Genomic DNA, 12,784 nt, shown 5'->3' with positions numbered 1-12,784 from the left:
TTGAGTAAAGACCATTGAAACAATTGGTAACAGCCCCATAACTAGGGCGTACCTTGCCTGACCTCAGGCGGGGCCCTGATTTTTACCGGCAATCTAACGAGGTCGCCATGAACAGCGAAGAACAAACCCTGATCGATGGACTGTTTTCACGGTTGCAGCAAGCCGAAACGGACTCAGCCCCCCGCGACGCCCAGGCCGAAGCGCGGATCAAGGAACACATGACTCGCCAACCGGCCGCCGGCTACTACATGACCCAGTCGATCCTGGTGCAGGAACATGCGCTCAAGAGCCTCGACGCGCAGAACAAGCAACAAGCGCAGCAGATCCAGCAATTGCAGGAAGAATTAGAGCGCGCCAAATCCGCGCCAGCCGCCCCGGCGAGCGGTGGCGGGTTTCTCTCGAGCATCTTTGGCGGCGGCGGTTCGCGTGATGCGCAGCCTGCACCGAGCAACTCGGGCGGCGGTTGGCGTGAACCGGCGCGACCCGGGTTCAACGCGCCCGCACCGCAGCAGAATTATCAACAGCCGTCACAACCTGCCGTCGCTGCGCCAGCGGGCAGCGGGTTCCTGGGAGGCGCAATGAAAACCGCAGCCGGCGTGGCCGGTGGTGTGTTGCTGGCCGAAGGCATCAGCAGCCTGTTCCACCACAACCAGCAGCCGCAGGTGGTGGAAGAGATCATCGAACAACCGGCGCCCGCCAGTGACCAGGGTGGTTGGGGCAATGATGATCAGAAATTCGCAGGCAATGACAGCTGGGGCAGCAACAACTCGGACAGCTTCGCCGACAGCGATTATTCCGACGATTCCTCCTCCTTTGGCGATGACGATTCCTTCGTCTGACACATCCAGCCGGGGCGCTGCGGCGCTCCGGTCTGATTTTTTCCCGGAAACCTTCCCTTGGCTGGCATACTGGCACCCTTTCCGGGCGCTGGCGCCTGGCGGTCAATTGAGGAAGTGCGGTGAAGAAAATTGCAGTGTTCGCCGATGTGCAAAACCTCTATTACACCGTTCGCCAGGCCTATGGCTGCCACTTCAACTACGCGGCGTTGTGGGCGGATATCAGTGCCCATGGGCAAATTGTCGAGGCGTACGCCTACGCCATCGACCGTGGCGACAGCAAGCAGCAGCAGTTCCAGCAGATCCTGCGCAACCTCGGGTTTACCGTGAAGCTCAAGCCCTACATCCAGCGCAGCGACGGCTCTGCCAAGGGCGACTGGGACGTGGGCATCACCATCGACATCATGGACGCCGCCGCTAACGTCGACGAAGTGGTACTGGCCTCCGGCGATGGCGACTTCGACATGCTGCTCGACCGCATCATCCACAAACATGGCGTGCAAGCCGTTGCGTATGGCGTACCGGGGCTGACGGCCAATTCATTGATACGCGCCGCCAGCCGCTACGTGCCGATCGAAGGCGCGCTGCTGCTCAAATAAGCGCAGCGGCCCACTACATTGTTAGACGGAGTTGGAACAGGTTTGGAACGTATAGCGGTCATCGACTTTGAAACCACCGGCATCACCCCGAGCAACCACTGCCGGGCCACGGAGATTGGCGTGGTCATCCTTGAGCGCGGGCAAATCGTCGATCGCTACCAGAGCCTGATGAATGCCGGCGTACGCGTGCCCGCGTTTATTGAACAACTCACCGGCATCAGCAACGCCATGCTGCGCAGCGCACCACCGGCCGAGCGGGTGATGAATGAGGTCAATGAATTCGTCGGCACCACGCCGTTGATGGCGCACAACGCCGCGTTCGACCAGAAGTTCTGGGACTACGAGTTGGGCCTGATCCGCCGCACGCGCCTGCAGAAGTTCGCCTGCTCTTTATTGCTGGCTCGTCGGTTGATGCCTTCGGCGCCAAACCATAAGCTCGGCACGTTGAACACGTTCGCCCAGCTGCCCCACACCGGCAAGGCCCACCGGGCGCTGGCGGACGCAGAAATGGCCGCCAACCTCACCGCGCACCTGGCCCAGGAACTGCGCCAGACCCACGGCCTGCGCGAGCTGTCGCACGATTTGCTGTGCACCTTGCAGAAAGTGCCGGCGGCGAAGATCAACGAGCATTTGAAGAAACATCGCGGGTTCTGAGCCTGGGCGCGGTTTCAAGAACACTGAAACTCCAAATGTGGGAGGGGGCTTGCCCCCGATGGCGGTGGGTCAGTCAGCTCATATGTAGCTGACACACTGCAATCGCGGGCAAGCCCCCTCCCACATGGGTTATGCGGCGCTTATCGAGGCTGCGTACACGCCAACGCCTGATCCACCACCCCCTTCGCCATCTCCATCAAATGCATCACCGCCCGCTGCGGCGCCTTCATCACTTCTCCCGAGGCGTGCGCCGTCTCTACCGCGCATTGCAGCAAATCAGCCGCATGGGCCAGGGCATCTTCGAGGCTCAGGTTGTCATTGAGGATAAAAATGGGCGCATCCGGGGCGGACGCCTTGAGGTAGTAGTCGATGGCGCGACGGTGGAGCAGGGCGTCTTCGCTGAGGAAGTCGGCTTTGGACTTGGGTGGATCGGGGGTGACTTTGACCATGGTGAACACTCCTTGCTGGAAGAAGTCGACACCGTTCGCTTGCACGCGAATAGGGTGGCAACTGTACGTAGGTGTGCAAGACCGGGGCAAGAAGCTAAACCCAGCAGGCCCGAAGGCCTCCTACGTACAGCCGCCATAACGGGCGAAAGCCAAGCGTCAAGCTGGGCATATGAGCTGTAGGTGATGTGTGGATTCTGCTTGCCGTCGGACTTGCACGTCCGGTCACCGAACATTCGATGACAGGGCGAGACTAGCTACCGAATCCGACGGAAACAAGGCCGTGGGATTCTCTCGGAAACGTCCCGCAAATGAAAGGGATCGGTCTTGCTGGCCATAGAAACGTCGTCTTTTTTCTGAGGGCTTTATCTGCTTTCTGAATGGTCAGTAGGCATAGTCCGGCTGTCTCGTCAGACTTTTCTGGATTGCCCATTCTCCCGTCTGTAGCCCAGCGCGGCCACTGACGCCATCGGGAGCAAGCCCCCTCCCACGGTCATCGGTGTAGGCAGCGATGACGTCAGGGAATAAAGGCCATCACCGAGGCCGGTGACCCCGAGCCACCTTCAAGCGCCAATACCCCTATAACCAGAGTTGCCCCAGTGGCCGGAAGTCGGTCGAGCTGGGTCAGGCACTCCAGCACAATCCCGTTTTCGGCCAGTATCGCGTGATTGATTGCAAACGAGCTGCTTTGCCCATAATCCACGCCATGGGTATCAATGCCCACGCCGGCAATCTGGCGATGCTCCAGCAAAAAGCCAATGGCTGCCTCGCCAATTCCTGGAAAGTGCGAGCCTTGCGCATCGTGGCCGAAAAAGGCGGTCGGGTCGTTCCAGAGGTGTTGCCACCCGGTGTACACCAGCACCACCGAACCCGTTCCAATAAGGCCGTATTGGTGTTCCCAGGCATGGATATCCTGCGCGCTGACTTCATAATCAGGGTTGCCCAGGGTTTTATCTCGCACATCGATCACCACCGCTGGTCGCACCAGCGCTTCTGCCGGGTAACCGTCAATGCCCATTCCATTGGCGTAAAAGCTGTTCGGCGCATTCATATGGGTGGCGCTGTGTTCCCCCATACTGAAGCGGCGCAGGAAATAGCCGTCCTGTTCTAACGACGCAACTTCTTCGAACTCCATGGGTGGGTCGCCCGGCCACAGTGGAATACGTGGGTTGACCGGATGGCTGAGGCTGATGACTTGCTGAAATTGCAGGTGTTTAACCGACATATTTGCCATTCCCTTCCAACTGCCCCAACGGCACATGACGACGCTGGAGAAAATAATCGAGGTCTTGCCGAACCTGAACGTTGCCACTCGATTCGGTTTTTTTCAGATCGTTCCTACGCAGAACGTGGGGACGATCAGGTCAGCAGCCAAGTGTATTGGCCTTTTAAACCTGTTTTGTAACTTAAGTTTATGCACCTTCGTTTCTAGAATAAGCCTCCCCCCTCCTGCCATAGAGCCACCCAATGCCTGGCCCACGTCGTTTCCCCTTACCCTTGATCGCCGCCTTCTTCGCCTTGTATGTCATCTGGGGTTCCACCTACCTGGTGATTCGCATCGGCGTGGAGTACTGGCCGCCGTTGTTGCTGGCGGGGATTCGGTTTTGTACGGCGGGTGCGTTGATGTACGGCTACCTCAGGTGGCGTGGTGTGCCGGCGCCGACGTGGGCGCAGTGGAAGGCCGCCGGGATGATCGGCATTTTGCTGCTCACCGTGGGCAATGGCGGCGTCAGCGTGGCGGAACATATGGGCGTGTCGTCCGGCGTCGCCGCGTTGGCGGTGGCCACGGTGCCGTTGTTTACCCTGCTGTGTGGTTTTTTCTGGGGCGCGCGTAATACGCCGCTGGAATGGGCCGGGGTGATTCTGGGCATTATCGGCATCGCAATGCTCAATATGGGCAGCACCCTGCAATCGAGCCCGCTGGGCGCGGTGTTGCTGTTGATGGCGGCGGCGTCCTGGGCATTCGGTTCGGTGTGGAGCCGACACTTGCCGCTGCCCCAGGGCGCGATGGCGAGTGCCGCTGAAATGCTGGTGGCGGGCGTGGCGTTGTTGATCGTCAGCACCCTGTCGGGTGAGCACTTGCAGGCGATGCCGCCATTGGAAGGCTGGCTGGCCCTGGCCTATTTGACGGTGTTCGGCTCGATCATCGCCTTCAACGCCTACATGTACCTGCTCAAGCATGTGCGCCCGGCGGCCGCCACCAGCTATGCCTATGTGAACCCTGCGGTGGCGGTGTTGCTGGGGATTGTGTTCGTCGGCGAGTCCATCGGCCTGGAGGAAGCCCTGGCGATGCTGGTGATCATCAGCGCGGTGTTGCTGATCAGCCTGCCCCAGTGGCGCAAGCCGAAGGCGGAAATAAGGTAAACTGCGGCGCAATTGCGACCTTGCGCTGAATTTTTCCTACGGTAAACACATGACTTTCGCCTCCCTTGGCCTGATCGAACCCTTGCTGCGCGCCCTTGAGACGCTTGGCTACCAGACCCCGACGCCGGTGCAGGCGCAAGCCATTCCGGCGGTGCTGGCCGGTCGTGACCTGATGGCCGCGGCCCAGACCGGCACCGGCAAGACCGCAGGCTTTGCCTTGCCGCTGCTGCAGCTGCTGACGATGGAAGGGCCGAAAGTCGCCGCCAATTCGGCACGTGCGCTGATCCTGTGCCCCACCCGTGAACTGGCCGAGCAGGTTCACGCCAGCGTCGCCGAATACGCCCAGCACCTGCCGCTGACCACTTACGCGGTGTACGGCGGCGTAAGCATCAACCCGCAAATGATGAAGCTGCGCAAGGGCGTGGACATCCTGGTTGCCACCCCCGGCCGCCTGATCGACCTGTTCCGCCAGAACGCGCTGAAACTCAACCAGCTGCAAACCCTGGTACTGGACGAAGCCGACCGCATGCTCGACCTGGGCTTCTCCGAAGAGCTTGCCAACATTTATCGCATGCTGCCGAAAAAGCGCCAGACCCTGCTGTTTTCCGCCACGTTCTCCGACGACATCCGCTCGCTGGCCGGGCAGATGCTCAATGACCCGCTGAGCATCGAAGTCAGCCCGCGCAACGTCGCCGCCAACACCGTGAAGCAGTGGGTGGTGCCGGTGGATAAAAAGCGCAAGGCGGAGTTGTTCGTGCACCTGATGCGCAAGGGTCGCTGGAAGCAGGTGCTGGTGTTCGCCAAAACCCGTAACGGCGTGGATGCGCTGGTGGATAAGTTGCAGGGGCTGGGCATCAACGCCGACGGCATCCATGGCGACAAGCCCCAGGCCACACGCCAGCGTGCGCTGGATCGCTTCAAGGCCAGCGACGTGCAGATTCTGGTGGCTACCGACGTGGCGGCCCGTGGCCTGGACATCGAAGACCTGCCGCTGGTGGTCAACTTCGACCTGCCAATCGTCGCCGAAGACTATATCCACCGCATCGGCCGCACCGGTCGCGCGGGCAACACCGGTGAGGCGATTTCGCTGGTGTGCGCCGATGAAGTGAACATGCTCTCGGCGATCGAAATGCTGACCCGCCAGACCCTGACCCGCAAGATGGAACCGGACTTCGAGCCGGAACACCGCGTGCCGGATACCGATGCCAGTGGGCAGGTGGTGAAGAAACCGAAAAAGCCGAAGAAGCCCAAAACTTCGGGCGGTGGCGGCAAGCGTAACCTGGGCAAGTGGGTGGACAGCGGCGATGCAGCGCCGACGGAACCGTCGATCAAGCCAGTGCGCAAGGTGCCGGTGTTCAATACTGGGCCGCGTAAGAAGAAGTAGAGCAGCTACGAGCTGCAAGTCAAAAGCTGCAAGTAGGCACGACGTAGCTATTGCTTGCAGCTCTAGGCTTGCAGCTTGCGACTGCTTTTAAGCCACTCCAGCAGCCCAAGCCCAGCCGCCCTGCCACTGGCAAAACACCCCGTCAGTAAATACCCGCCGGTCGGCGCTTCCCAGTCCAGCATCTCCCCAGCGCAAAACACGCCCGGCAGTTGCTTGAGCATCAGCCGCTCATCCAGCGCTTCAAACGGCACACCGCCTGCCGTGCTGATGGCTTCATCCAATGGCCGAGTCCTGACCAATGTCAGCGGCAACGCCTTGATATCCACCGCCAGCTGCGCCGGGTCATTGAAATGTTCAGCAGGGGCCAGCTCACGCAACAGCGCTGCCTTGACCCCATCCAAGCCCAATTGACTGTGCAAATGCTTGCTCATCGACCGCGACCCACGTGGCTTGGCCAGGGCAGCCTGCACCTTGTCCAACGGCTTGCTCGGCAGCAGATCGATATGCACGGTGGCGGCGCCGTCACGGTTGATCGTTTCGCGAATCGGCGCCGACAGGGCATAGATCAGGCTGCCTTCGATACCGGTGGCCGTCACCACGCATTCGCCCAGGCGCGGCTTATCGTCCCCCAGCCCAATGGCGACATTTTTCAACGGCGCCCCGGCGAATTTGCTGACCATCAAATCGCTCCAGGCCGACACCTCAAAACCGCAGTTGCTCGGTTGCAGGCGCACATAGGGCAGGCCGCGACCTTCGAACAGGTTGAGCCAGGCACCGTCGGAGCCCAGGCGCGACCAGCTGCCACCGCCCAAGGCCAGCAGCACCGCATCGCTGTGCACGGCTTGTTCGCCCTCCGGGCTGTGGATAAGTAAATCGCCTTCGGCATTCCACCCCACCCAACGATGCCGGGTGTGGATAACCACACCTTGCTCACGCAGGCGCTTGAGCCAGGCGCGCAGCAGCGGCGCGGCTTTCATGTTCGTAGGAAATACGCGCCCGGAGGTGCCGACAAAGGTTTGAATGCCCAGCCCATGAATCCACTCGCGCAACGCGTCGGCACCGAAGCTGCGCAGCAACGGTGCCAGGTGCGGTGCTCGTTCGGCATAACGCGAGAGGAACGCCGGGTAGGCTTCGGAGTGGGTGATGTTCATGCCGCCCACGCCGGCTAGCAGGAATTTGCGCCCCACTGAGGGCATGCCGTCGTACAGGTCCACCCGCACGCCCGCCTGGCTCAATATTTCAGCGGCCATCAGTCCGGCAGGGCCGCCGCCAATGATGGCGACACAATGAGGAGAAGTCTGAGGCATGGGCAGGGCTGCGGCGCTATGAATAGGGGCGAGTATTCTACCCGACGATGGCGGCGCTGCCTGATCAATAAATGTACAGTTTCCTGCAAGCCATACGGCTAACTGCTTTCAGACTGTTACGCTCAAGTTATCCACAGGTGGTTCCACAGGCATTGTGGGTAACGCTCACACTTCAATGACAGCCTGATGACGTCCACACACGCTGAGCGCTGTGGTGCAGGATGCCGTGGCGGCGAGCCAGGGCAGGGCGGTCCTTGCTGTAGCCGCCGCCGATCACGCCCATCACCGGAATATTGCGGCCCAGACAGTGACGCATCACGCTTTCATCGCGGGCGGCGACGCCGGCATCGGTGAGCTTGAGGTAGCCGAGTGCGTCGTCCTTGTGTACATCCACACCCGCGTCGTACAGCACCAGGTCCGGCTGGTACAGCGGCAGCAGGTAGTTGAGCGCGTCGTCGACCACCTTGAGGTAATCGGCATCGCCCATGCCCATCGGCAACCCAATGTCCCAGTCGCTCTGGGCTTTGCGCGCCGGGAAGTTTTTTTCGCAGTGCAGCGAGACGGTGATGGCATCCGGCGTGTCCTGCAGGATGCGCGCGGTGCCGTCGCCCTGGTGTACGTCGCAGTCGAAGATCAGCACACGGTTGACCCGGCCGCTGGCCAGCAGGTAATGGCTGATCACCGCCAAGTCATTGAAGATGCAAAAGCCCGCCGGGTAATCGTAGTGGGCGTGGTGGGTGCCACCGGCGAGGTGGCAGGCCAGGCCATGCTCCAGCGCCTGCTCCGCCGCCAGGATCGAGCCGCCCACCGCGCGCACGGTGCGTCGCGCCAGGGCTTCGCTCCACGGCAGGCCGAGGCGCCGTTGGTCTTCGCGAGACAACTCGCCGCTCATGTAGCGTTCGATATACCCAGGTTCGTGGGCCAGGCCCAGAATCTCTGCCGGGCACAGCTGCGGGCGCAGCAAGTGGCGGTCCTCTGTCAGTCCACTGTCCACCAGGTGGTCGCGCAACAGGCGAAACTTGTCCATGGGGAATCGGTGGTCCGCCGGGAACTCGGGGCTGTAGTCATCGTGGTAGATCAATGGCAAGGGCATGGGATTTTCTGACAGGAATCTGCGTCGGATCTTACCAGCGCTGTACACTCACGCACATCGCAAGGGAGGGGGACCCATGGAGCCGATACTGGAACTGGAAAGTGCACGGTTGATCATGCGCCAATGGCGTGACAGCGACCTGCAGGCATTTGCGCAGATGTGCGCCGACCCGCAGGTGATGCGCTATTTCCCGGCCAAGTTGAGCCACCTGGAAAGCGCCGCATTGATTGGCCGGATTCGCGGTCATTTCGCCGAGTATGGTTTTGGCCTCTGGGCTTTGCAGCGCAAGGACACCGGCGAATTCATCGGCCTCACCGGGCTGCTCAACGTCAGTTTCGAAGCGAGCTTCACCCCGGCGGTGGAAATTGGCTGGCGCCTGGCCCGTGAACATTGGGGCCTGGGTTATGCCAGCGAGGCGGCGTGGACCGCATTGCGCTGTGGTTTCGACCGCCTGAGCCTGGATGAAATCGTCGCCTTCACCACCGAAGCCAATCTGCCTTCACAAAAAGTCATGCAGGCCATCGGTATGCATTACGATCCGCAGGCAGATTTTGAACACCCCAAAGTCGCAGCCGATGACCCGCTGCGCCAGCATGTTTTGTACCGCATCACCCGCGCCCAATGGTTGGACACGCTGCATGGATAAGCAGCCCGGAATGCCCTATCGATTTTAGGAGTTGCTCTATGAGCCAAGTATTGGAAGATCTGGTGGACTTGCTGACCTTGGAGCCGATCGAGGAAAACCTCTTTCGCGGCCGCAGCCAGGACCTGGGTTTTCGCCAACTGTTCGGTGGTCAGGTGCTGGGCCAGTCGCTGTCGGCGGCCAGCCAGACCGTCGAAGAAGCGCGCCACGTACATTCCCTGCACGGTTATTTCCTGCGCCCGGGCGACGCGGCATTGCCGGTGGTGTATTCGGTGGACCGCGTACGCGACGGCGGCAGTTTCAGCACGCGCCGCGTCACGGCGATTCAGAAGGGCCACCCGATTTTCACCTGCACCACCTCGTTCCAGTACGACGAAGAAGGCTTCGAGCACCAGACCACCATGCCTGTGGTGGTCGGCCCGGAAAACTTGCCGTCGGAACTGGAGCTGACTCAGCAGCGCGCGCACCTGATCCCCGAGCACATGCGCGACAAGCTGCTGTGCCCCAAGCCTATCGAAGTACGGCCCGTGACCGAAAAGGACCCGTTCAACCCGCAGCCGTCCGACCCGGTCAAGTACGTGTGGTTTCGTGCCGACGGTGCCCTGGCCGATACGCCGGCGTTGCATAAATACCTGCTGGCCTACGCCTCGGACTTCGGCCTGTTGACCACTTCGCTGCTGCCCCATGGCAAGACCGTGTGGCAAAAAGACATGCAGGTCGCCAGCCTCGACCACGCGCTGTGGTTCCACGCCGACCTACGCGCCGACGACTGGTTGCTCTACGCCATGGACAGCCCATGGGCCGGCAATTCCCGAGGTTTCTCCCGAGGCAGTGTGTACAACCGCGCCGGGCAACTGGTGGCGTCGGTGACTCAGGAAGGCTTGATTCGCCATCGCAAGGACTGGGCATGAGCCTGGCCGACGTCAGGCATTGGGTGTTCGACATGGACGGCACCCTCACGGTGGCGGTGCATGATTTCGCGGCCATCCGCGTGGCGTTGGAGATCGCGCCGGAGGACGACATTCTCACTCACCTTGCCGGGTTGCCGGCGGACATCGCGGCGGCCAAGCATGCCTGGCTGCTGGAGCACGAGCGCGAATTGGCACTGGGTTCGGTCGCCGCCGAGGGCGCGGTGGAGCTGGTGCGTGAGCTGGCCGGGCGCGGTTACCGCCTGGGGATTCTGACGCGCAATGCGCAGGAGCTGGCGCATGTCACGCTGCAGGCGATTGGCTTGGCGGACTGTTTTGCGCTGGAGGATGTGCTGGGGCGTGAGGACGCGCCGCCCAAGCCGGATCCGGGTGGCCTGTTGAAACTGGCGGCGGCCTGGGAAGTGGATCCGAGGGAGATGGTGATGGTCGGTGACTATCGCTTCGACCTGGACTGCGGCCGGGCAGCCGGTGCGCGGACGGTGTTGGTTAACCTTCCGGAGAACCCGTGGCCGGAATTGGCGGATTGGCATGCCGAGGATTGCACGGTACTGCGCCAGATGATCCAGTCCAGCCAATAGAGATCAAATGTGGGAGGGGGCTTGCCCCTCCCACATTTGTCCCGGTTTCGTCAGTTATTGCGCGAACAGGACTTTCTGGCCTTCAGGCGAGGTGAACATTTTGTCGCCGTCATGGCCCACCCCCGGCACTTCCACCAGCCTGTGGCTCAGCTGCGGGTGCCGCTGCTTGAGGTAGTTGAAATAGTTGTGCCCGCGGATCAGCCGGTAGGCGCCCTGGGTTTCGGCTTCGCAGCTTTTATCCAACGCCGGATGGTTGGGGTCGGTGTCTTGCTGGCCCAGCAGGTAAGTGATATCGCGTGACACATAGGCCTGCTCCAACTGCTCGGCGCCCTGGCCCTTGGCGTACTCCGGCAGGCCTTGCATGCCGTATTTCCACTCGTTGAAACCCGGGCAACCGGCCGTTTCGAACTTTACCGGGCGTTGTGGGCTGAAGTAGGCGTAGGACGATGGGTTGGCCACCACATAGCGCAGGCGGATGCCCTCGGTCTGTAGCATCGGGTGAGCGTGGCCGGTGACCGCGAAGCGTTGCACCACCTGGCCGCCACCGGAATGCCCGGCGACTACGATTTCTTTGAGCGCCGGGAACAGGGTGCGGTTACCCAGGTGCTTGATGATCTGGTCCAGGGCGCCAAAAGAGCTGACCTCGCCGGGACCGGTTGACGGCTCGCCGGCCATCCAGTCGTTGCCTTTCCAGCGCAGCACCTGGTTATCCAGGTGGTTACGCTTCACATCCGACTGGTTGAGAAACTGCGGTGCAATTACGAGCACATCAGCGCCAACCCCGGCACGGGCGGCGGCGTCGATACCGCTTTGCAGGTAAGTCTGCGCGTTGCGCAGGCGGCCATGCACGATAATCAGCGCACGAGTGACCTGTGGCAGCGGTTGGCGCCAATCCTGGCTCAAGCCCACGCTGAGGTCACCTGCGTCCAAGTGCAAGCGATCAGGGCTGACCACTTTGACACCGTGTTCGGCCGCCAATGTCGAGCAGGACACCAACAAGGCCAGCAGCCACCCCATTCGTTTATTCATTTAGAGGCTCTTGGCTGCAAAGGTATCGCATTGGGAGATCTGGCCCTGGGCGAAGCCGGTCTTGAACCAGCGCACGCGCTGGGCCGAGGTACCGTGGGTAAACGAGTCCGGCACGACGCGCCCTTGACCCTGTTGCTGCAGGCGGTCATCGCCAATGGCGTTGGCGGCGTTCAATGCTTCTTCGATATCGCCGGGCTCCAGCCAGTTCAGGCGTTTCTGCGCGCGATTGGCCCAGACACCGGCAAAGCAGTCGGCTTGCAGTTCCTGGCGTACCAATAGGCCACCGTCGCCTTGCATCTGGCGACCCTGCTGGCGGGCGTTCTGGATCTTGGACGAGATGCCGAGCAGGGTTTGTACGTGGTGCCCGACTTCGTGAGCGATCACATATGCCTGGGCGAAGTCGCCGGCGGCCTGGAAGCGTTGTGACATTTCCCGGAAGAAATCCAGGTCCAGGTACACCTGCTGGTCAGCCGGGCAATAGAACGGGCCGCTGGCCGAGGTGGCGCCACCGCAGGCGGAGTTCACCCGGCCACGGAACAGGATCAGTTTCGGGTTCTTGTAGGCCAGGCCGTTCTCCTGGAACACCTGGCCCCAGGTGTCTTCGGTATCGCCCAGCACCGCGCGCACGAAGTCGGCCTGCTGATCGTTGGCGGGAGGCGCCTGACGCGATTGCGTGCTGACGGAAGGCGCCTGCTCCATCTGGCCGGTCAATTGGCCGAGGATCTGCATCGGGTCCTGGCCGGTGAGCCAGCCGATGCCGACGATCAGCACAATGGCGGTCAGGCTCAAGCCCTTGCCACCGCCGAAGCGCATGCCGCCACCGCCGCCGCTGTCATCGCGGGCATCCACCACGTTGTCGCTGCGTCGGCCTTTTTTCCATAGCATGGGGCATTCCTCTTGATAAACGGTCCGGCAAGAATAG

Annotated in this window: 14 protein-coding genes; 8 read left to right on the top strand and 6 right to left on the bottom strand. The window is 61.6% G+C overall.

Annotated elements, in window-relative coordinates; genetic code table 11:
* Window positions 1–107: 107 nt before the first annotated feature.
* The 3 genes from QF045_RS26795 to QF045_RS26785 all read left to right on the top strand — a co-directional run bounded on the left by QF045_RS26795 (window position 108) and on the right by QF045_RS26785 (window position 2,089).
* A complete protein-coding gene (locus tag QF045_RS26795) occupies window positions 108–839 on the top strand; it encodes a DUF2076 domain-containing protein (protein ID WP_306494732.1) in 732 nt (243 codons plus the stop codon).
* Between the two features lie 119 nt (window positions 840–958).
* On the top strand, window positions 959–1,435 hold the full coding sequence (locus QF045_RS26790) for an NYN domain-containing protein (protein WP_124364522.1): 477 nt from the start codon (window positions 959–961) through the stop codon (window positions 1,433–1,435).
* A gap of 42 nt (window positions 1,436–1,477) precedes the next feature.
* Complete coding sequence (locus tag QF045_RS26785) at window positions 1,478–2,089, top strand: PolC-type DNA polymerase III (RefSeq protein ID WP_306494731.1); 612 nt, start codon at window positions 1,478–1,480, stop codon at window positions 2,087–2,089.
* Between the two features lie 140 nt (window positions 2,090–2,229).
* Here the strand turns inward: QF045_RS26785 and QF045_RS26780 are convergent, their stop codons facing one another.
* Together QF045_RS26780 and QF045_RS26775 are read right to left on the bottom strand one after the other, a co-directional pair.
* Window positions 2,230–2,538 carry a DUF3077 domain-containing protein gene (locus QF045_RS26780; protein ID WP_306494730.1) on the bottom strand — a complete coding sequence of 103 codons (309 nt, stop codon included), beginning with the start codon at window positions 2,536–2,538 and terminating at the stop codon, window positions 2,230–2,232.
* A gap of 514 nt (window positions 2,539–3,052) precedes the next feature.
* Window positions 3,053–3,760: a cyclase family protein gene (locus QF045_RS26775; RefSeq protein WP_306494729.1), complete on the bottom strand. Its 708-nt coding sequence runs from the start codon at window positions 3,758–3,760 to the stop codon at window positions 3,053–3,055.
* Window positions 3,761–4,002: 242 nt separating this feature from the next.
* On the opposite strand from QF045_RS26775, the gene yedA reads away from it, so the two are divergent.
* The gene (gene yedA, locus QF045_RS26770; RefSeq protein WP_306494728.1) at window positions 4,003–4,899 is read left to right on the top strand and encodes a drug/metabolite exporter YedA; all 897 of its coding nucleotides are present in this window, start codon (window positions 4,003–4,005) and stop codon (window positions 4,897–4,899) included.
* A gap of 49 nt (window positions 4,900–4,948) precedes the next feature.
* The gene (locus QF045_RS26765) at window positions 4,949–6,283 is read left to right on the top strand and encodes a DEAD/DEAH box helicase (RefSeq protein ID WP_306494727.1); all 1,335 of its coding nucleotides are present in this window, start codon (window positions 4,949–4,951) and stop codon (window positions 6,281–6,283) included.
* 62 nt (window positions 6,284–6,345) lie between these two features.
* Here QF045_RS26765 and QF045_RS26760 read toward each other — a convergent pair whose 3' ends face one another.
* Together QF045_RS26760 and QF045_RS26755 are read right to left on the bottom strand one after the other, a co-directional pair.
* Window positions 6,346–7,590: a TIGR03862 family flavoprotein gene (locus QF045_RS26760; protein WP_306494726.1), complete on the bottom strand. Its 1,245-nt coding sequence runs from the start codon at window positions 7,588–7,590 to the stop codon at window positions 6,346–6,348.
* Between the two features lie 172 nt (window positions 7,591–7,762).
* Window positions 7,763–8,683: a histone deacetylase gene (locus tag QF045_RS26755; protein ID WP_306494725.1), complete on the bottom strand. Its 921-nt coding sequence runs from the start codon at window positions 8,681–8,683 to the stop codon at window positions 7,763–7,765.
* Between the two features lie 76 nt (window positions 8,684–8,759).
* Between QF045_RS26755 and QF045_RS26750 the strand changes: the two genes are divergently transcribed.
* The 3 genes from QF045_RS26750 to QF045_RS26740 are packed head-to-tail and all read left to right on the top strand — an operon-like array spanning window position 8,760 to window position 10,833.
* Complete coding sequence (locus QF045_RS26750) at window positions 8,760–9,329, top strand: GNAT family N-acetyltransferase (RefSeq protein WP_306494724.1); 570 nt, start codon at window positions 8,760–8,762, stop codon at window positions 9,327–9,329.
* A 38-nt stretch (window positions 9,330–9,367) separates the two neighbouring features.
* Entirely contained in the window at window positions 9,368–10,237 is an 870-nt protein-coding gene (tesB, locus tag QF045_RS26745; RefSeq protein ID WP_032884635.1) for an acyl-CoA thioesterase II, read from the top strand.
* Complete coding sequence (locus tag QF045_RS26740) at window positions 10,234–10,833, top strand: HAD family hydrolase (RefSeq protein ID WP_306494723.1); 600 nt, start codon at window positions 10,234–10,236, stop codon at window positions 10,831–10,833. The genes tesB and QF045_RS26740 overlap by 4 nt, the downstream gene beginning before the upstream one ends.
* A gap of 54 nt (window positions 10,834–10,887) precedes the next feature.
* Here QF045_RS26740 and QF045_RS26735 read toward each other — a convergent pair whose 3' ends face one another.
* Together QF045_RS26735 and QF045_RS26730 are read right to left on the bottom strand one after the other, a co-directional pair.
* Window positions 10,888–11,862, bottom strand: a complete 975-nt coding sequence (locus QF045_RS26735) for an alpha/beta hydrolase (protein ID WP_306494722.1) — start codon at window positions 11,860–11,862, stop codon at window positions 10,888–10,890.
* On the bottom strand, window positions 11,863–12,747 hold the full coding sequence (locus tag QF045_RS26730) for a neutral zinc metallopeptidase (protein WP_306494721.1): 885 nt from the start codon (window positions 12,745–12,747) through the stop codon (window positions 11,863–11,865).
* Between the last annotated feature and the right edge of the window lie 37 nt (window positions 12,748–12,784).

Origin of the sequence: Pseudomonas sp. W4I3 (genome assembly GCF_030816195.1) — a bacterium.
GTDB lineage: Bacteria > Pseudomonadota > Gammaproteobacteria > Pseudomonadales > Pseudomonadaceae > Aquipseudomonas.
This window is presented reverse-complemented; position numbering and strand designations above follow the sequence as displayed.

Coding starts and splice junctions, on each gene's coding strand:
- QF045_RS26795 (WP_306494732.1), top strand. CDS start 108: ATGAACAGCGAAGAACAAACCCTGATCGATGGACTGTTTTCACGGTTG.
- QF045_RS26780 (WP_306494730.1), bottom strand. CDS start 2,538: ATGGTCAAAGTCACCCCCGATCCACCCAAGTCCAAAGCCGACTTCCTC.
- QF045_RS26775 (WP_306494729.1), bottom strand. CDS start 3,760: ATGTCGGTTAAACACCTGCAATTTCAGCAAGTCATCAGCCTCAGCCAT.
- yedA (WP_306494728.1), top strand. CDS start 4,003: ATGCCTGGCCCACGTCGTTTCCCCTTACCCTTGATCGCCGCCTTCTTC.
- QF045_RS26765 (WP_306494727.1), top strand. CDS start 4,949: ATGACTTTCGCCTCCCTTGGCCTGATCGAACCCTTGCTGCGCGCCCTT.
- QF045_RS26760 (WP_306494726.1), bottom strand. CDS start 7,590: ATGCCTCAGACTTCTCCTCATTGTGTCGCCATCATTGGCGGCGGCCCT.
- QF045_RS26755 (WP_306494725.1), bottom strand. CDS start 8,683: ATGCCCTTGCCATTGATCTACCACGATGACTACAGCCCCGAGTTCCCG.
- QF045_RS26750 (WP_306494724.1), top strand. CDS start 8,760: ATGGAGCCGATACTGGAACTGGAAAGTGCACGGTTGATCATGCGCCAA.
- tesB (WP_032884635.1), top strand. CDS start 9,368: ATGAGCCAAGTATTGGAAGATCTGGTGGACTTGCTGACCTTGGAGCCG.
- QF045_RS26740 (WP_306494723.1), top strand. CDS start 10,234: ATGAGCCTGGCCGACGTCAGGCATTGGGTGTTCGACATGGACGGCACC.
- QF045_RS26735 (WP_306494722.1), bottom strand. CDS start 11,862: ATGAATAAACGAATGGGGTGGCTGCTGGCCTTGTTGGTGTCCTGCTCG.
- QF045_RS26730 (WP_306494721.1), bottom strand. CDS start 12,747: ATGCTATGGAAAAAAGGCCGACGCAGCGACAACGTGGTGGATGCCCGC.